The organism is Citrobacter sp. KH_055_1, assembly GCF_057838705.1.
This window is the reverse complement of record NZ_CM174473.1, coordinates 2,817,007-2,833,361: the sequence shown is the minus strand read 5'-3', so window position 1 is coordinate 2,833,361 and position 16,355 is coordinate 2,817,007. Positions and strand designations below refer to the sequence as shown.

At 46.8% G+C, this 16,355-nt stretch carries 20 protein-coding genes; 14 read left to right on the top strand and 6 right to left on the bottom strand.

Annotation, left to right across the window (positions count from 1 at the left end; translation table 11 throughout):
• Positions 1-38 precede the first annotated feature (38 nt).
• Positions 39-287, top strand: coding sequence for a DDE-type integrase/transposase/recombinase (locus tag AC3ITF_RS13360; RefSeq protein WP_489176446.1), 249 nt, complete (start codon positions 39-41; stop codon positions 285-287).
• On the opposite strand, the gene AC3ITF_RS13355 is transcribed toward AC3ITF_RS13360, so the two are convergent.
• Positions 244-336: a hypothetical protein gene (locus AC3ITF_RS13355; RefSeq protein WP_489175740.1), complete on the bottom strand. Its 93-nt coding sequence runs from the start codon at positions 334-336 to the stop codon at positions 244-246. The genes AC3ITF_RS13360 and AC3ITF_RS13355 overlap by 44 nt on opposite strands.
• Here AC3ITF_RS13355 and AC3ITF_RS13350 point away from each other — a divergent pair.
• From AC3ITF_RS13350 to AC3ITF_RS13330, 5 genes are all read left to right on the top strand, one after another.
• The gene (locus tag AC3ITF_RS13350; RefSeq protein ID WP_489175739.1) at positions 300-452 is read left to right on the top strand and encodes an integrase core domain-containing protein; all 153 of its coding nucleotides are present in this window, start codon (positions 300-302) and stop codon (positions 450-452) included. The two genes, AC3ITF_RS13355 and AC3ITF_RS13350, sit on opposite strands and share 37 nt — an antisense overlap.
• 560 nt (positions 453-1,012) lie before the next feature.
• Positions 1,013-1,945 carry an SGNH/GDSL hydrolase family protein gene (locus tag AC3ITF_RS13345; RefSeq protein WP_181219440.1) on the top strand — a complete coding sequence of 311 codons (933 nt, stop codon included), beginning with the start codon at positions 1,013-1,015 and terminating at the stop codon, positions 1,943-1,945.
• 468 nt (positions 1,946-2,413) lie between these two features.
• Entirely contained in the window at positions 2,414-2,683 is a 270-nt protein-coding gene (locus tag AC3ITF_RS13340) for a hypothetical protein (RefSeq protein ID WP_181219442.1), read from the top strand.
• 103 nt (positions 2,684-2,786) lie between these two features.
• On the top strand, positions 2,787-5,297 hold the full coding sequence (locus tag AC3ITF_RS13335) for a lanthionine synthetase LanC family protein (RefSeq protein WP_489175738.1): 2,511 nt from the start codon (positions 2,787-2,789) through the stop codon (positions 5,295-5,297).
• A gap of 65 nt (positions 5,298-5,362) precedes the next feature.
• Positions 5,363-6,430 (top strand): S8 family peptidase, encoded by a 1,068-nt coding sequence (locus AC3ITF_RS13330; RefSeq protein WP_181219446.1) that lies wholly within the window; start codon positions 5,363-5,365, stop codon positions 6,428-6,430.
• Between the two features lie 610 nt (positions 6,431-7,040).
• Here the strand turns inward: AC3ITF_RS13330 and AC3ITF_RS13325 are convergent.
• Positions 7,041-7,283, bottom strand: a complete 243-nt coding sequence (locus AC3ITF_RS13325; protein ID WP_096757486.1) for a DinI family protein — start codon at positions 7,281-7,283, stop codon at positions 7,041-7,043.
• Positions 7,284-7,627: 344 nt separating this feature from the next.
• On the opposite strand from AC3ITF_RS13325, the gene AC3ITF_RS13320 reads away from it, so the two are divergent.
• Positions 7,628-8,827, top strand: a complete 1,200-nt coding sequence (locus AC3ITF_RS13320; RefSeq protein ID WP_181595551.1) for a hypothetical protein — start codon at positions 7,628-7,630, stop codon at positions 8,825-8,827.
• Positions 8,828-9,036: 209 nt separating this feature from the next.
• On the opposite strand, the gene AC3ITF_RS13315 is transcribed toward AC3ITF_RS13320, so the two are convergent.
• Entirely contained in the window at positions 9,037-9,381 is a 345-nt protein-coding gene (locus tag AC3ITF_RS13315; protein WP_411508961.1) for a hypothetical protein, read from the bottom strand.
• A 369-nt stretch (positions 9,382-9,750) separates the two neighbouring features.
• Between AC3ITF_RS13315 and AC3ITF_RS13310 the strand changes: the two genes are divergently transcribed.
• The 6 genes from AC3ITF_RS13310 (at position 9,751) to AC3ITF_RS13285 (ending at position 13,500) form a co-directional block, all read left to right on the top strand.
• The gene (locus AC3ITF_RS13310) at positions 9,751-10,272 is read left to right on the top strand and encodes a LolA-like protein (RefSeq protein WP_249415746.1); all 522 of its coding nucleotides are present in this window, start codon (positions 9,751-9,753) and stop codon (positions 10,270-10,272) included.
• Between the two features lie 13 nt (positions 10,273-10,285).
• Positions 10,286-10,756 carry an SRPBCC family protein gene (locus AC3ITF_RS13305; protein ID WP_489175737.1) on the top strand — a complete coding sequence of 157 codons (471 nt, stop codon included), beginning with the start codon at positions 10,286-10,288 and terminating at the stop codon, positions 10,754-10,756.
• A 239-nt stretch (positions 10,757-10,995) separates the two neighbouring features.
• Positions 10,996-12,138: a transglutaminase-like domain-containing protein gene (locus AC3ITF_RS13300; RefSeq protein ID WP_489175736.1), complete on the top strand. Its 1,143-nt coding sequence runs from the start codon at positions 10,996-10,998 to the stop codon at positions 12,136-12,138.
• On the top strand, positions 12,116-12,472 hold the full coding sequence (locus tag AC3ITF_RS13295; RefSeq protein ID WP_137399679.1) for a mercuric transporter MerT family protein: 357 nt from the start codon (positions 12,116-12,118) through the stop codon (positions 12,470-12,472). The genes AC3ITF_RS13300 and AC3ITF_RS13295 overlap by 23 nt, the downstream gene beginning before the upstream one ends.
• A complete protein-coding gene (locus AC3ITF_RS13290) occupies positions 12,469-12,750 on the top strand; it encodes a heavy-metal-associated domain-containing protein (protein ID WP_174360999.1) in 282 nt (93 codons plus the stop codon). Before AC3ITF_RS13295 ends, AC3ITF_RS13290 begins: the two co-directional genes overlap by 4 nt.
• Positions 12,751-12,834: 84 nt before the next feature.
• Positions 12,835-13,500, top strand: a complete 666-nt coding sequence (locus tag AC3ITF_RS13285; RefSeq protein WP_096757479.1) for a YecA/YgfB family protein — start codon at positions 12,835-12,837, stop codon at positions 13,498-13,500.
• A gap of 28 nt (positions 13,501-13,528) precedes the next feature.
• Here the strand turns inward: AC3ITF_RS13285 and tyrP are convergent, their stop codons facing one another.
• Positions 13,529-14,740 (bottom strand): tyrosine transporter TyrP, encoded by a 1,212-nt coding sequence (gene tyrP, locus AC3ITF_RS13280; RefSeq protein WP_115258804.1) that lies wholly within the window; start codon positions 14,738-14,740, stop codon positions 13,529-13,531.
• 213 nt (positions 14,741-14,953) lie between these two features.
• On the opposite strand from tyrP, the gene AC3ITF_RS13275 reads away from it, so the two are divergent.
• Positions 14,954-15,193 carry a YecH family metal-binding protein gene (locus tag AC3ITF_RS13275; RefSeq protein WP_096757478.1) on the top strand — a complete coding sequence of 80 codons (240 nt, stop codon included), beginning with the start codon at positions 14,954-14,956 and terminating at the stop codon, positions 15,191-15,193.
• Between the two features lie 45 nt (positions 15,194-15,238).
• Here AC3ITF_RS13275 and ftnA read toward each other — a convergent pair whose 3' ends face one another.
• Together ftnA and AC3ITF_RS13265 are read right to left on the bottom strand one after the other, a co-directional pair.
• The gene (gene ftnA / locus AC3ITF_RS13270; RefSeq protein WP_096757477.1) at positions 15,239-15,736 is read right to left on the bottom strand and encodes a non-heme ferritin; all 498 of its coding nucleotides are present in this window, start codon (positions 15,734-15,736) and stop codon (positions 15,239-15,241) included.
• A gap of 193 nt (positions 15,737-15,929) precedes the next feature.
• The gene (locus AC3ITF_RS13265; protein WP_117341916.1) at positions 15,930-16,265 is read right to left on the bottom strand and encodes a YecR-like family lipoprotein; all 336 of its coding nucleotides are present in this window, start codon (positions 16,263-16,265) and stop codon (positions 15,930-15,932) included.
• Positions 16,266-16,355: the final 90 nt, after the last annotated feature.

Sequence of the window (16,355 nt, the reverse complement as noted above, 5' to 3'; positions counted from 1 at the left end):
TCATGCACGACCAGTGATCGGATGGTCGCTCAGTCCGTCTGCTGAATGTTATCGATGATTTTAACCGTGAGGCACTGGCGATTGAGGTCGATTTTTCTCTGCCGGCCAGTCGGGTAGTCAGAACACTTGAGCAACTCATCGCATGGAAGGGAAAACCCGCAGCCATTCGGTGTGATAACGGACCGGAATATACAGGGAGGATACTGATGTCATGGGCCGCACAGCAGAATATAAGCCTTCGTTTTATTCAGCCCGACAAACCTCAGCAGAATGGCTATATTGAGTGATATAACCGGACAGTGCGTTATGACTGGCTGGGGCAGCATCTGTTTTCATCGCTGGATGAATTGCAGAGCTATGCCACGCAGTGGCAATGGTTTTATAATCACGAACGACCAAATATGGCGTTGAATGGCTACACACCGATGCAGCATATACAACGCATGGCCTGACTCTACTTATTGCCACCGTTAAAAATGGGGGGATTACCATCTATCGCAATTTTTTACGATGCAACGCCCTGTATCGCTGACTTTTCTTCATACCAGGATGATTAATGAACGACAAAATCAGTCAGGATACAATCATCAAAGCCCTGTGGGCCGCATGTGATACCTTTCGGGACACGTTAACTACTTATCACATCCGTCAAAATGAGAGGATTACCCCTGAGTATCATCTGAAATGTAGTCACCATAAGCTGAGTCTTGATAACAACTAAAATTCCATTTATGCAATTAAACCCAAGGAGTGTTGAAATACTAGGTGTGTAATTCGTAAAATCATATCTTGCAATTATACCAAGATGCACTATCTTTATATTGCTTGCATGGAATTAAACTACTTAAGATCGAGATGTAAACGCACTTGGGGTGCATCAGAATCTATAAAATCTATAAGTATGAATTACGAAATAGTTTTGTTGATATTAATACGGTATCAAAGTTGTTTATGTATAGGGAATAATAAAATCTAATTTTAAATGTTTTTTGAATAGTCAAAAGAGGCTGTCATGGATAAACAACTAGCTGCACGTCAACAACTTCAAGAAAGCGTGACTCAAGATATTAGGGAAAGGGTTGCAATTCATAAAGAAAATATCTCCAGGCTCCAATCTGCAAAAGTGGGAGCACAAAATTTTGCCGTGGAGATAAAAAATAAGCCTCTGGTTTTGTTTGCTTGTGGGGATTCCTGGTTTGACTATCCTTTACATGGCAATGGCCCATTACTTGGTGATACGGATATCATAGCACAACTAAGAAAGATTGGCTCAATGCCGCCAACTATCTTAAATTTGGCTGTTGCTGGTGATACTTCAGTAAGTGAGATGTCGTTAAAACGGCAAACCGAAATTATAAAACAACTCAGTGATAAATCGAACTGGATTGACGGTCAGCCTGATGCAATTCTTTTCTCAGCAGGTGGAAATGATATTGCTGGAGAAGAGTTTTGCATTTTCCTTGATTTTAACGATGGAAAATCAGTCGGTCTGAATATGGAGAGGTTTACAAAAGCGTTAGGTATGGTTGAGGCGTGTTATCTTAATTTATTCACAATTCGAGATCGTATTGTGCCGGGGGTTCTAATCATTGGTCATTGTTATGACTTCCCTATCCCCAATGGCTCCCACCCGATATGTGCTGGACCATGGTTAAAACCCTCGCTTGATTTTTGTAATTGGTCAGTTACTGATGGAACGAAAATTGTTCACGAAGCATTAGCTGAGTTTAGAAATATGTTAAAAAGATTAGAATCAAATCCAAAAAACAATTTTCATCTTGTGGAAACTCAGGGTACCTTTAAACCAGAAGACTGGGCAAACGAACTCCACCCCTACCCAGATGGCTTTAAGGTAATGGCGACTAAATTTGCTAATGATTTGGATAAACTTCTAAGATCTACCCTTAGTTCCCTTCCTGTAAAAAAGAAGTCTGTTAATAGATAAAAGCATTTTCCAAGACGAGATCATCCAGCTGAATACAGCAACTGTATATCTTCTGGCCGCGATGTAGAAAGCGACAGCTGTTCGCTATCCCGTTAGTAAATTTCTTTACCTCGCGGAAATGCCCAAGGTTGCGGCGGGAAAAAGCAACAGATGCAGAATAACTATCTGCAAGAGCTTTTTATCACCGATAAGTGGCCAGCGGTGGGTTGGACGGTATGAATCTCAATCACACTCTTACGTAATAAAAGCTGCAACTACCAGCAACTATGTCTTTATAAGCATTTGGGAATGGAAAATTCCTCTTCGAAAATTTAGAAGGATAACCACATAAAAAGGAAATTCATGAGAATTTCGTATAGGCGCGATGCGAAAAAAGATGCTTGAATATAACTGCAAGTGTCGTCAACGTGACGGTAGTCTCCGAACTTACCTATACAAAGTGCTCCTACCTAAAGAAGGAAGACTAAGATGACTGATATTTCCGTTAATATTCAAAATGCTACAATTATACCATCTGTGGATGCTGTCAAGGAGTTTGCTAAACAGTTACTCGATGAGTTAAAAGCGGATCCAGCGAAGGATGCTGCATTTAAGTCCTTTCCACGCGAGTTTCTTGCACGACGTGGACTTTGCCATGATCTCCAAAATGAATTGCTTTCGGACATAGGTACTGTTGAGGCTGCGGGGTGTATGGAAACTTGTCTGTGCACAGGTTGCTGTGTTACTGAGATTAATTGATAAAGTTTCGGTCCCCAATAAATTTGGAACTTATTGTAAGGGCCTCATCAATGAGGCCTTTATAATTGTTTTCTATATTTAGCTTATAAAATAAGAGTGTCCTATGGATATTACAAACATCAATATGAAATTGAGTCGTGTTGCTGTAAGGACACGCCTGACGCAGCTGCTGTTGGGCTGGCGATTGACGTGTTCAAACCCTTGCTATATAGCGCGGTATATTTCTTGTATACCACCACAATCTGCCCTGCCTCTGCAGGGGTGGAAAGGGCATGTTAGTATTTCCTCAGATAGTTTTGGAACTATTTTTCAAAATCTTATCCCAGAACTCGCTAGATTTGAAATAGCTTTTAAAATAGCAGCGTCAATAGATGACGCAGCGGCCATTAACAGTGGTTTGGCTGGACGCACTCAGGTTGGGAAAGTACTAGTTCTTTATCCTCAAGATGAACAATGGCAATGCGTGAGGAAGATAATTGGTGAGATAGCGGATTTCCCACGTGGCCCGAAAGTTCCAGATGAGTTGCAATCAAAAGAGTATCCGAACCTTTACCTACGTTTTGGTGCAATTTCACCAGACCTATTTTTAGTTGATCAACTAGGCCGCCGAGGTGCAGTTTTAAATGGTCCTGATGGACAGTGTGTGATTGATTTCCGTGGAGCCCCCTCTCCAGATTGGGCACCACCTCCACCATTACATCTCATTTCTCCTTCAAAAAGTTTGGCAGAAAAAATATATGCATCGACAGGGATTCTTCAGCTAGCAAGACTAACCTCGAATGAGGCAAACGATGTTGCTATTGCGATTGATACAGTGTGCGGAGAGGTGGGTATTCTCAAATCCCGGAAAAATACTCTGAAAGAATTTGCAATGAACGAGGTCAAGTTCTGCAAGACTCTTATGGATGCTGGATATCGATTCGCACCCAGAGTAATCCGTACAGCAAGCATCCCCGAAGATAATCTAACGTTAGCTCTTTTTTCGGATGTCGGATCATCAAATCTGCTCACACTATTACCTTCCAGAAGGGTTGGGGCTTTGAGAAGACTTATTGACGCAGTTCTTGATTTGTCTCTGCTTGGCTTCAGCCACAATGATATAAAACCATCAAATGTGATCATCGGAAAAAATGACGAAATATTCCTTGTGGACTTTGAACATGGTACCCACTTCGGAGAAAAACAAAAATTTGGCAGCCCCTTCTATAGCAATATTGATGACTTTTCACGGGAAGTTTCTAAGGGGAGAGATCATTTTTCGCTCCTTATGACAATTATCAGTACTGTCCTTGGTACCGATTTGTCTCGATTCCAATCCTCTCTACAAATCGTTTTAGAAGTATTGACCGCAATATTTGGATCAGAATCGACAAAAATTATCACTAAAGAAATTCAATTGGCGCAAACCTGCGAGCAAATAAATCCAACAAATCTTAACAAATTTTTGGATGCCATAGAGTTTAAAGAGACGGACATAGTATATTCAGAATATTCTGATCAGATATCTGGGGTTGTGAATTCCGCTTGGCAGAATGTGCCTACATTTGTCAATGTACACAACGGTTATGCTTACTGGAAATACTCGACTGGATGGTTGCCAACAGAATCTGGGGGGATCAATTCTGGAATAGCCGGAACGTTACTGTCTCTCGCAGTTTCAAATAACCCCATAGCTCGCTCCTTATTGAATCCAACTGTTGAGTCATTGCTTAACTGTCCTGTGTCAAAGAATTCGGGTCTTTTCACTGGTAATGCTGGGGCCGCTGTAGCGTTAGCAGCAGCATTTAGGGTAAGCCGCGATCCGAGACATTTGGTTAGAGCACATCAATTACTTAAGATCTCAGTTGAGAATTTTCCTGAGCATGCAGATTTATTCTCAGGTCGGGCAGGTATTATATATGCTGGAGTGCTAATTAGTGAGTTAACGGAGAGTCAAGTACCCCTTGAAGTAGTATCTGAAATCGTGCGCTCGATTAAAGACGAATTTGATCCTTCGAGTGGCTGGGAGTCTGCGGAAAAACTTGAACCCGCATGCTTTCCACAGATTGGATTAGCGCACGGTGCTGTTGGGATCGCTTTTGCATTATCACGATATGATGATTCAATTGGAGAATTGACAAGCGAGGTAATTATAGCCAAAACGTTCGGATTAGTCACTAGGTATACGGACGATGAGCGATTTCCATTAGATTTTAGCCAAAACTCAAAGCGAGTAAAATCCAATATGTGGTGCCATGGTGCTATGGGAATACTTTGGGCGCTGCTTCAACTTGATTGTGAGAGATTACAACTCAACGACTTTCGCGACAGTTTGTTTCGAGTGTTCGAAAAAGAAGATATTTTGGCTGATTTTAGCATGTGTCATGGAATGGCAGGGCAGATTGAGGTTTGTCGTATGGCATTGGCGATTGAAAACTATGCACCTATCGCCCGTTTGCGACTGCAACGTCTAATTCGTTTACTAGTCTTGTTTAAGACCAGTCCCTCGTGGTCTCTGTGGGTATCGGATACCTTCAACGCCTGTTCACCCGATTTATGGACAGGATTTATGGGGACCCTAATACAATTAGAACTCACTGATAGTAAAAATACTAAATCGGTACTTTGCTATTAAGCAGGGTCTGTATTAGAAGAGTTCCCTTTTCGCTTCTGTAAATTATTTTATGTCTGGAGGATATAATGTGGTGCATTAAATATTTAGAGGATGAATCGACAATAATTAATACAATAAGTCTCAGGCGCATAATCCGATTAGAAAAGCTTGGTTTAGTATTATTAGCAGATCTAGAGGGAATTTTATCACTTATTAGGAATGAAGATCGATCCGACGATGATCAGATACTGTCAGTTCACCCTATTGAATATGCTATCGCGGCTGACGATCAGCCGATTGCAAACTGGGGGATTAGTGCGATTGGGGTACTTGAGTACCAGGCATTGACTGGGAAGGGTGTTGGAGTTGCAGTAGTCGATTCTGGAGTTGATGGTAATCATCCGTGGCTCAAGGAAAGTTTAATTCCTACCCGGATTTCGGTCGGTGAGGATTGTGAGTTAAATGTCCAGGATGGGTTACCTACTGACAAAAATTTTCATGGTACACATGTTGCCTCTATTATAGGTGGGAAAAGACCCGAACTATCAATGGGGGTCGCGCCTGGAGTGCGTATTTTATCTGTCGAAGTCCTTGATGCGAATAACACGTGCACGCTTGCTCAGCTCCTCGTGGCTCTTAACTATGTTGCAGGAATGGACAACATAAAGATTATAAATCTCTCTATCGAATTGCCTGGGATGAATGACAAACTTCAAAGAGCAATCGCGCGTCTAACCGAAACAGGGAAAATTGTAGTTTGTGCCGCAGGCAACAACGGAATAGGCACGATTACGAGTCCTTCATCTGTAGTAGGGGTGATATCTGTGGGGGCCATTGATGAAGTTCTAAATGTTTGGGGGGGAAGTGCTTCAGGTATTGCAAATTGGGCATCGGGCGAATCCGTCACATTTCCGACGTTATGTGCCCCTGGTATAAAGATATGTGCGGCTAATAGCGGTGGGGGGCAGCGACTGCTATCTGGAACATCCATGGCTGCACCTCACGTTACTGGCATGATTGCCATGATGCTAGAAAGGCAACCTGAATTAGGGGTTACCGATATCAGAACTAAGCTTGTCGCGGCTTGCTGCGACATAGGCCTGCCGGGTCCGGATACGCGGACAGGTGCGGGATTGGCTTCCTTTCCGCCATAGTAGTCGTCTGGTAGTACGTTCAGTACCGGCAATTTTTGAGTTTACACTCTGGTAGACAATTTTTCTCCTCATGGCGAGGCCTTATCGAGTGTCTGTGTTGTTTCTGTGCTCAAATCTATCCACGACTATCTATTTCCGGCCAATTACAGCAAACATGGTTAGTCAATATCAGCTAACATTAGCAATGAATATCGATGGCACGTACAGTATCTGCGTAGAATTTAAAATCCCTCGGCTGTAAGGCTGTGTGGGTTCAAGTCCCACTCCGGGCACCATGGGAAAGAAAAGAATAATCAAAGCAATAAGCAGTGTCGTGAAACCACCTACGGGTGGGTTTTTTGTTTTTGTAATTTGCTTTGACCATTGTTTCGTCATTCAGGTTCGCCATAAAAAGAGGGCATTACTGCCTCACCGCAAACATAACAACAAAATGCTCTTTTGCTTTCAGAACGAGAAAAGTGAATTGGAAATCAAAGTCGGGAAATTTGCCGCCACCACACTGTATGTAAAGATATGGCAGCGGTTGACTGGCGAATGTTTGAAGTGTGAGTCTTGAATGACTGCTACTCGCGGCGGGTTGTACTTACCCAGTATGATGAATCAGAGATGTTTAATCTGACACCAGCCAGAACTCAGCCTCTTCAAACATTTCCTGAACGGTTCGGCTTATCTGTTCTTTCTCGTGCTTACTGGCATCTGTGTTGATCCCCGGTAGTGTCATCATCGGTTTAACTCGAACATCCGCATCCGGGAAGAGTCGGTGAACCCTCTTACTCAACTCACCTAAAATAATCTCCTTTGCACCCGGCAAACCCTCAAAATTTCTTTTGTCATAAACGAGTTCCACAAACATTGCACACTGCCTTTCTGGTGGATGAATATACAGTATTTATACTGTGTTTTTATCCACTATTCAAGAGGGCGTTAACGTGGGCATTCCTTCAGTTGCGACTGAGATGTGCAATGGTCACTGAAGTCCGGACTGAGCGATGACGGGCTCACCCGAATCCATACCTGACCAACCTGAAGAACGGCAATGTGTGATGACCGCTCCGTGAAAGAGTACGAGAAAGACCGTTTTCAATATTGCTCAATGAGGGAAATATCCTTATATTTGATTGAGTTGTATTGTTTTAACCCCTTATTCTACTGATATCGAGCAACGCTTGATTTTTTAAAATATTCTGAGTAAACGGTATGAAGAAACCAAGCGACCATAAAAATGATCGCCTTCCGAAGCCAAGAACGAACTTTTCTGATCCCGATGTGAGAAAACGTGTCGTTGAAGGGTTGAATGATTCTGCAGCAAACGATTTTATTGCCCTTATTAATTGGCTGAGAATGGGTAAAAACGTAGGCGAGGCCATCCCTTTGGCGAAATGTCACAGCCTTCGTAATACGATTTCCAGGCTTGAAGCCCTAAAATGTGGTGTAAAAACCGATTGGAAAGACGTGCTCAAACTGATGGAGCGTACAATACAAAATAGCCACCAAGTTAAAGAGATTGCGTCTGATCCATCGCAAATTGCCACTGGAATTATCAAAAATATGCATGAGATAAGCCAGAGTATAGCGTCAGGGAGCGCAACGCCTGAAATGCTGGCAAGGCTTCATAAAATGCATCAGATCACCTCCAGTCTGAAAGGAAGTGAAGATCTGACAAACAGTATTAACATGCTAATAGAAAGCACGCAGGATGCTTTGCGTGGCTATACGAGTCAAAAAGCAAAACCTAAGGTCAGGAAACCCATTAAGCAAAATTATGCCCAACGTGAAGATATGATACTCCGCAGCGAGTGTGAGCCTTTAATTGGCTTGAATGACATTTTCATGATAGCAAATCGCCTTATTTCTATGTCAACTCGATTGGGTTGCTCTCCTGTGACCTTGGCAAAACGAGTAGATGCTTTGAAAGGTGTAATTAACCCTGAAATTATGCCCGAATTGCTCGATCTCCTTCAGCAGGATGTCGAGCTGATGGCCCAGACTGTTCCGCTCCAGGTCAAAGATGATAATAGCCGTAGTGATGGTGGAAAACTTGTTGGATTGACGGGGATAGTCGAAGGCGGATCTTCTATAGGTGTTGAAGCTCAGCGAATAATCACAGCAGAGCTTAAAAGGCTTCCCCCGCTGACCAATGCTCAGCGAATATCTTTTGACACAGCGCGTGCAAGCTTGGCCTTAGAATGTGACACATTCAAGGTTATTGAAGAGATCAGGCGTATTGCAGCTTGCTTTAAATGGAGGCCGTTGGCTGTTGCTGCCTATGTTGCACACAAATCTCTTGGAATCAGGGCTGATATTGCTGGAGACGTGATTACCCTACTAGCGCAAGATGAGGCACTTTTAGAAAGTGCTAAATGCCCGTACTCATCCGGCCAACCGCAATCCAGTTGAGGTAGCGCTTGCGACATGCTTTACGTTCTCCGTTTTGTATCAGTAAAACCTCGCCTTGGTGTTCGGCTTGTGTGGATTCAAGTCCCATTCTAATTGAATAATTAAATCAATAAGCCGTGTCGTGAAACCACCTACGGGTGGTTTTGTTGTGCCTGTAATTTGTTGACCCGCATCGGTATCGTTTCTAAGGGCAAGGTTTCAATAGGCATCTACCTGCGAATCGGTGCACCCATCATAAATCCTCCGCGGGCCGGGTTACTACTGAACCCATCTCGGGCGGGATTGTAACTCTGGTTCTGAAAACGGTTAAACATAATGGGATCGCCAATGCCATCCTGAATCGCAAATGGCCGATGGATTTTATTGCGGGACCTGAGCGTGAAACCGAAATCCTCCGTTCCTCCAACGATGATGACGCTGTTGCCGGTAGACAGCGCCGCACTTAATTCACGCTCTCTTGCGGCCTGGTCCTGTAAGGTGCTGGCAATAGCACAGAATGACGTCATCAACAGTACGGTGAAGGCGAAGTATGAACGTACCCGTGGCCGTTTCATGATGAATACCTGATAAAAATGCGGCTATTCAAGTATAGCGTTTGGCTGCGTTGGTACCCGACGTAGGTATGATTAATTTTACCGCTGTGTCTGTGAAAATAATGATTATCCAGCCAGTCAGCACCGCTGAATTCCCCCCTATAATGAAAGCAGGTAACAGGTGATAGCTCCTGTTTGCAGACCCTACTGATGCAGGAGACGATCATGAGAGGCTTACTCTCTTTGACGATGATGTCTGCAACGTTACTCGTTTTTAGCGCGATAGCGTATCCAGTAGCAGTGAGCGTTGCTGTGGAGTCTGTGCCGTCGCAAGACCCCATCAGTCGTTATCAACAAAGGTTTGATCAAATACAATCCTATCAGGTTGTTATGCGTTCCTCGTCCACGACAGAGGCGAGCAAAATTATTCGCTATAGCTATAAAAAACCCGGCTATGTACGAATGGACTTCACCCAACCGCATGCTGGTGCGGTACTGACCTATAACCCCGATAGTGGGAAGGTGACGTTGTGGCCATTTGGGTTAGGAACGTTGCCTGTTTTGACGCTGTCGCCCACTAATTCACTGATTCAGGATGAGCGCGGTCATCGTGTGGACCGGTCTGACATCGGCGTTTTGCTGGGGAATATTCGCCGTCTGCAGCGTGAGGGAACCACCACCACACTTGGCGTGGAGAATCTATCCGGGCGCTCGGTCACCTATGTCTCGGTGGTGGGGCCGAAGGCAATGGTTGTTGATGGTGTTCATCGCTATGACCTTTGGTTAGATAACTATTATGGGCTGCCTGCCAAAGTGATGAGCTACACGCTGGAGGGAAAACTGCTGGAAACGGTGCTTATGGACTCACTGATCGTTAACGTCCGTTTTCCTGCCAATTTCTTCACGCCTTGAAGGAGCCAGCGTAATGGCCGAATATCAGTTTTCTACCGTCTGGCGGGTTGAGGCTTCACTCCCGGAGGTCTGGGAGGTGTTCTCGCATCCGGACCAGTGGCCAGAGTGGTGGGTAAGTCTGGAGCGAGTCACCGAAATTAAGAAAGGTGATGGGCTGGGTATCGGCGCGTTGCACCGCTATACCTGGAAAGGGGCGCTGCCGTATCGTTTAACCTTTGATATTAATGTACTGAATATTCAGCCGTGTTCTCTGCTCGAAGGAGAAGCCTGCGGTGAGGTTGAAGGTCGTGGGGTATGGTCTTTTGTCGAATTAGGTAAGGAGACACTCGTCAGATACGACTGGAACATTCGCACCACGCTTCGCTGGATGAACTATCTTGCCCCGCTGGCAGCCCCCGTATTTCGCTGGAATCACGATACGGTTATGCGCGAGGGCGCAAGAGGACTGGCCCGCAAATTAGGCGCTCCTGTGTATATGTTTTAATTTAATGGCGAGCCAGATAAAGGGACTCGCATATTTTATGCATTCTTTGCCTTTTTTCTTATTGCGCCTGTACTCTTGTGGTCGAAAGTGGCTTAATCGGTTCTCTTTTCATTCACAGTTAACAGGTCTGTTATTGATGAATAATCCCCATCGACTCACCTTTTTACGTCAGCGTCTGTCTGCTGTGATGATCGCCTACGCTCGCCGTGGCTCAACTCTCATAATATGGACAGACAGCAATGCAACGTCGCCAGTTTCTTAAAAATAGCGTACTCCTTTCTGCCGCCGGATTCGTCGGCCCTTCGATAGTTAGCCAGACAGTACAAGCCGCAGAGCCGTTAGCAGCGCCGGTGGCGCGTCGACGTTTTGTGTTATCACAAACCTATCAGCTCAATCCACCTCAGGGATCGCGTGGCGTGGTGAAGCTGTGGATACCGCTGCCGGTAGACACCGCGTTTCAGCAGATGACAAACCTTGTCTTTACCGGCAATTATAAGCAGGCGTACGTCACCACTAATAACACCTACGGCGCCAAAACGCTGTTTGCCAGTTGGCCCGATTCGCAGGGTGAGTTGCTGATAAAGGTCGATATTGAGATTGAAACGACCGACTGGGAACCGCTGAAACATGACGCGCTAAAAACCTGGCAAGCGCCGGCGCAGATTATTTATCCGCTGGATGTCAAACCGTATCTGCTGCCGACAGCGCATACGCCCATCGATGGCCTGGTTCAGGAAACCGCGCGTAAAATTACCGGGACGGAGCAGGATCCACTGAAAAAAGTACGCCTGATTTATGAGTGGGTGAGTCGCTATATGGAGCGTGATAATGACGTGATTGGCTGCGGGACAGGCGATGTCGCAGAGATCCTGAAAAGCGGCAAGCTTAAGGGAAAATGTACCGACATGAGTTCCGTTTTTGTGGCCCTGGCTCGGGCTAGCGGCATTCCTGCGCGAGAACTGTTTGGCATCCGCCTGGGGAAAGCCGTTAAGCTGGAACGCTATTCGAAAAGCGCGTTTGGCAAAGCTGACAGCGCAGGGGTTGCCGATGTTAGTGGTGGACAGCACTGTCGTGCTGAGTTCTACCTGGCCGGCTACGGCTGGTTGCCGTGCGACCCGGCAGACGTGACCAAAATGCGTCTGGCAGAGAAAAAAGCCCATCAGGATGCCGATGTCCAGGCCGTTAACGCTTACCTGTTTGGTAACTGGGAAATGAACTGGGTGGGTTTCAACTACGGACGCGATTTTGAACTGTATCCGGCAACCGAGCAGGGTGCGATGAACAACTTTGGTTACCCTTATGCTGAAGTGGACGGCGATCCGATCAATTTCTATGACCCTAAAGCGTTCTCTTACCGCTATGTCGCAACAGAACAACGCTAAGGGGGCGGGATTAACCCTGCTGACGGCCGCTGCGGCGGCTGTCACTGCCGGTCTGTGCTGCGTCGGGCCGCTGTTATATCTGCTGTTTGGTATTTCCGCGGCGGGCTTTGCGGTATTCACCCAGGCTGAATTTTTACGTATCCCCCTGATGGTGCTGACGTTAGGGTTATTATTACGGGTCTTCTGGCGACTCTATTTTTCTAAACGGCTGTGGTGCACCGGGCGGTTAACCTTGACGCAGATGCGCGTTCTATACTGGTTCGCCGTGGCGCTGATTTTGCCGGTGTTATTCTACCCCACGCTGGTGGCCTGGTTTTATGAGGTGTTTGAATGAAAAAAATAATGCTGCTGGGATGGTTATTACTGCCGTTATGGGTACAGGCCGCCAATCAAAAAGTGGTGCTGGATATCCAAAATATGACCTGCTCGCTGTGCGTTATTTCGGTGAACCAGGCGCTGCGCGAAACCGACGGCGTGATCAAAGCCAAATCTTCGCTTAAGACTCGACAGGCCGAAGCCATCGTGCCCCACGGTTTTTCTACTGATACGCTGCTGAACGCAGTGGCGAAAACCGGATACACGGCCACGCTAAACCGTATTGAGCAACAGTAAGCCGTTTATGCCTATTGGTATCAGTTATTCTGCCAGCCATGTAAGATACTCACAGGCAGGAATTATTGACTAAGGAAAAGCGTTATGAAAACGGGACCGTTAAACGAGAGCGAGCTGGAATGGCTGGATGATGTACTGACCAAGTACAATACCGACAAAGCGATTCTGGATGTCTCAGAGCTGGACGGCTTGCTGACGGCAGTGCTCAGTTCACCTTTTGAAATTGAGCCAGAGCAGTGGCTGGTCGCGATATGGGGCGGCGCGCAGTATGTCCCTCGCTGGTCATCCGAAAAAGAAATGGCGCGTTTTATGAACCTGGCGTTTCAGCACATGGCGGATACCGCCGATCGTCTGGATGAATTCCCGGAGCAGTTTGAACCGTTGTTTGGCCTGCGCGAAATTGAAGGCCATGAGCTGACGATTGTGGAAGAGTGGTGCTTTGGCTATATGCGCGGTGTGGCGTTGTCTGACTGGTCCACATTACCGGATTCGTTAAAACCCGCGCTTGAGGCGATTGCGCTGCACGGGACGGAAGAAAACTTCGAGGTGGTGGAAAAACTGACCCCAGAGGCGTTTGAAGAGAGCGTTGAGGCTATCCGTCTGGCGGCGCTGGATCTACACGCGTATTGGATGGCGCACCCGCAGGAAGCCCCGGCGAAGGTACCGGTTAAAGTCGATGCCAAGGTAGGACGTAACGATCCGTGCCCGTGCGGCAGCGGTAAAAAATATAAGCAGTGCTGTCTGCACTAAGACAATGGGGGCATTAAGCCCCCTTTTTTTAACCCACTTCTGGCAGCAGTCCTGCCGCAATTGAAAACTGCACCGCTATCACCACAATCCCGCAAATAAACACCAGTGCCAGTGCCGGAGCGCCGCCGGCAACGCGATACGTCGCCTGAGGATTGTGTTTTCTGCTCTGCCAGACCAGCATCGACGGGATCAGCAGCGCCAGCACCGCGAGGGCCACGCCTGCGTATCCCAGTGCCATGACAAACCCGCGCGGGTAGAAGAGGGCGAAGGCCAACGGCGGCAGGAATGTCACTATGCCGGTCTGCAGTCTTCCGGCTGCAGTATTACGGCGCTGGAAGAGGTCAGCCAGATAATCAAATAAGCCCAGCGCCACACCCAGGAAGGAGGTCGCCAGTGCGAGGTCGGCAAACAGATGCACTGCCAGCTCAACGTGCGGTGAGGCCACCACTTCACGTAACGCCTGTAATAAACCGTTTAAGCCCGCATGATCGGCGAGCAGCCCCATAAAGGTTGATGAGTTGATACTGCCGAGTGTGGCCAACTGCCAGAAAATATAGGCGACCAGCGGGATGGCGCTACCGGTAATAAATACCCAGCGTAATTTACGGATATTGCCGTTCATATAGCTGACAATGCTGGGAACGCTGCCGTGAAAACCGAATGAAGTGAAGATAACCGGAATGGCAGAAAGCGCCAGACCCTGCTGCAGCGGTAGCGTGAGGAGATTGACTTTATGGACGTGCGGCATCAGCAACGCCAGCATAACGACCAGAAAAATAATTTTGGCGCTGAACAGCAGGCGGTTGAACAGATCAACCAGTGAAGTGCCTACACATACCACCCCCCCGGCAACAAAGGTGAACAGTAATACGCCCATCGTTGGGGATATGCTGGTGCCGGTCCAATCACTGATGCTCGAGGCCAAAAGTTCACCCGCACCGCTGATGTACGCCGCTGTGAGCGCATACATCAAAAACATCATGCTAAAGCCGGTGATCCACTGTCCGTAGCGACCGAGATAGCGTTTTGCCAGCGTGCCGAGTCCGGTGTCTGCCGGGACATGCTGATACACTTCGAGCAGCAACAGCGCGGTGTAGCACATCAGTGCCCATAGCCCAACTAACAACACCAGCGTGACGCTAAATCCCACGCCCGCCGCAGCCAATGGCATCGCCAGCATACCGGCGCCAATCGTGGTTCCCGCCACGATAAAAACACTACCCAGAGTTCTATTCTTCACGCTTTCCTCTGTCCCAGAGATAGTCAACAGTTGTATCTGCGGCGCAGAGTAAGGCATAACGCTATTTTCGTCAAATGACCGTTACAATACGTGTATAATTATATTTACACTTGGTGAGTGGTTAAGATGTATTCCAGATGACATTTTTCTGCGTTAGCGCAAAGCAGCATAAAGCCGTTCACATTAGGCTATGGGCTTTATTGAGGAGAATGTATGGAATCTATTCACGGCCACGAAGTACTCAACATGATGATTGAGTCTGGCGAACAGTATTCAAATGCCAGCCTTGAAGCGGCAATTACAGCACGTTTTGGCGAGCAGGCACGTTTTCATACCTGTTCTGCTGAGGGCATGACGGCGGCTGAGCTGGTGGCGTTCTTAGCAGCGAAGGGGAAGTTTATTGCCAGAGACGACGGCTTCTCTACGCACGAAAGTAAGATCTGCCGCCATTAATATTCCTGGCTAACGGTAGTATAGCGCCACCGTTAGCCAACAGAATTAATTCTGTGTATCAAGCGTGGCCAGTTCTCTGTCGATGAAATAAAGACCTTCACCGCTTTTGCCTGCCAGCGTTAATTTATCAATAACCGATTTAAATAATTTCTCTTCTTCGTGCTGCTCGGCAACATACCATTGCAGGAAATTAAAGGTCGGATAATCCTGATGGGTCATTGCCGCATGCGCCAGTTCATTAATTTTCTGGGTGATCAGCTGTTCGTGTTCATAGGTAACGCGGAACAGTTCATCCAGTGACGCGTATTCAGCAAACGGTGATGGCACGGTATTAATGCACGGCAAGCTGCCGGTGTCGGTCAGGTAGTCAAACAGACGCTGCATATGCGTCATCTCTTCCTGCGCATGGCGACGCAGGAACGCGGCGGCGCCTTCAAAGCTGTGATAGCTGCACCACGCACTCATCTGTTGGTAGAGCAGGGATGAATATAATTCAAGATTCATTTGCTCATTCAGTTGGTCGATCATTTCTGTTTTCAGCATGGTTCTGCTCCACGAACGGTAATTATATATTGATGTGGCATCACTATAATTTGTTATTTATTTATTTGCAAAAGGTAAAATAATAATTTTAATTATTAAAAATGCGAATGGGAATAAAACGCATTAACGATATTGGATCGTAAAAATAAACCCGGCGTAATAAAAGACCAGCAGCAATATGCTGGTCTGCATATTAGTAATTAAAAGAGGGGGATTGTGGGACGGCGACGCCGTGGCACTGCCAGGCGAGCGTGATGGTGGTATTCATGCACAAGGAACCGGCATAAACGCTGCAGGTGGCAACCGGTTGGCCAAACGCCACCGCGCTGGCGTATCCCATCCGCTGACATTCCTTTGTCGCCGTACCCTGGGCAACATAATCGTCGGTACGAGCCGTCTGCAGCATGGCCTGGTTGTAAGTCAAGCGCACTACACCGGTGATAGGGCTGGCTTCGCTGACCTGTGCCTGTTTAGTGATAGTGCATCCCGTCAGCACGAGCGGCAATAGGGTTAGGATTAGGGTCTTCATGATATCGCTCTGAAAGTTCGGTGATAGGCTATCCTTGCATACACTGCGGCCTGACAATGGCCTGAATAACTTAACGATCACCTGCAAGTA

Coding starts and splice junctions, on each gene's coding strand:
- AC3ITF_RS13355 (WP_489175740.1), bottom strand. CDS start 336: ATGAAAACAGATGCTGCCCCAGCCAGTCATAACGCACTGTCCGGTTAT.
- AC3ITF_RS13345 (WP_181219440.1), top strand. CDS start 1,013: ATGGATAAACAACTAGCTGCACGTCAACAACTTCAAGAAAGCGTGACT.
- AC3ITF_RS13340 (WP_181219442.1), top strand. CDS start 2,414: ATGACTGATATTTCCGTTAATATTCAAAATGCTACAATTATACCATCT.
- AC3ITF_RS13335 (WP_489175738.1), top strand. CDS start 2,787: ATGGATATTACAAACATCAATATGAAATTGAGTCGTGTTGCTGTAAGG.
- AC3ITF_RS13330 (WP_181219446.1), top strand. CDS start 5,363: ATGTGGTGCATTAAATATTTAGAGGATGAATCGACAATAATTAATACA.
- AC3ITF_RS13325 (WP_096757486.1), bottom strand. CDS start 7,283: ATGTTTGTGGAACTCGTTTATGACAAAAGAAATTTTGAGGGTTTGCCG.
- AC3ITF_RS13320 (WP_181595551.1), top strand. CDS start 7,628: ATGAAGAAACCAAGCGACCATAAAAATGATCGCCTTCCGAAGCCAAGA.
- AC3ITF_RS13315 (WP_411508961.1), bottom strand. CDS start 9,381: ATGAAACGGCCACGGGTACGTTCATACTTCGCCTTCACCGTACTGTTG.
- AC3ITF_RS13310 (WP_249415746.1), top strand. CDS start 9,751: ATGCGTTCCTCGTCCACGACAGAGGCGAGCAAAATTATTCGCTATAGC.
- AC3ITF_RS13305 (WP_489175737.1), top strand. CDS start 10,286: ATGGCCGAATATCAGTTTTCTACCGTCTGGCGGGTTGAGGCTTCACTC.
- AC3ITF_RS13300 (WP_489175736.1), top strand. CDS start 10,996: ATGCAACGTCGCCAGTTTCTTAAAAATAGCGTACTCCTTTCTGCCGCC.
- AC3ITF_RS13295 (WP_137399679.1), top strand. CDS start 12,116: ATGTCGCAACAGAACAACGCTAAGGGGGCGGGATTAACCCTGCTGACG.
- AC3ITF_RS13290 (WP_174360999.1), top strand. CDS start 12,469: ATGAAAAAAATAATGCTGCTGGGATGGTTATTACTGCCGTTATGGGTA.
- AC3ITF_RS13285 (WP_096757479.1), top strand. CDS start 12,835: ATGAAAACGGGACCGTTAAACGAGAGCGAGCTGGAATGGCTGGATGAT.
- AC3ITF_RS13275 (WP_096757478.1), top strand. CDS start 14,954: ATGGAATCTATTCACGGCCACGAAGTACTCAACATGATGATTGAGTCT.
- ftnA (WP_096757477.1), bottom strand. CDS start 15,736: ATGCTGAAAACAGAAATGATCGACCAACTGAATGAGCAAATGAATCTT.
- AC3ITF_RS13265 (WP_117341916.1), bottom strand. CDS start 16,265: ATGAAGACCCTAATCCTAACCCTATTGCCGCTCGTGCTGACGGGATGC.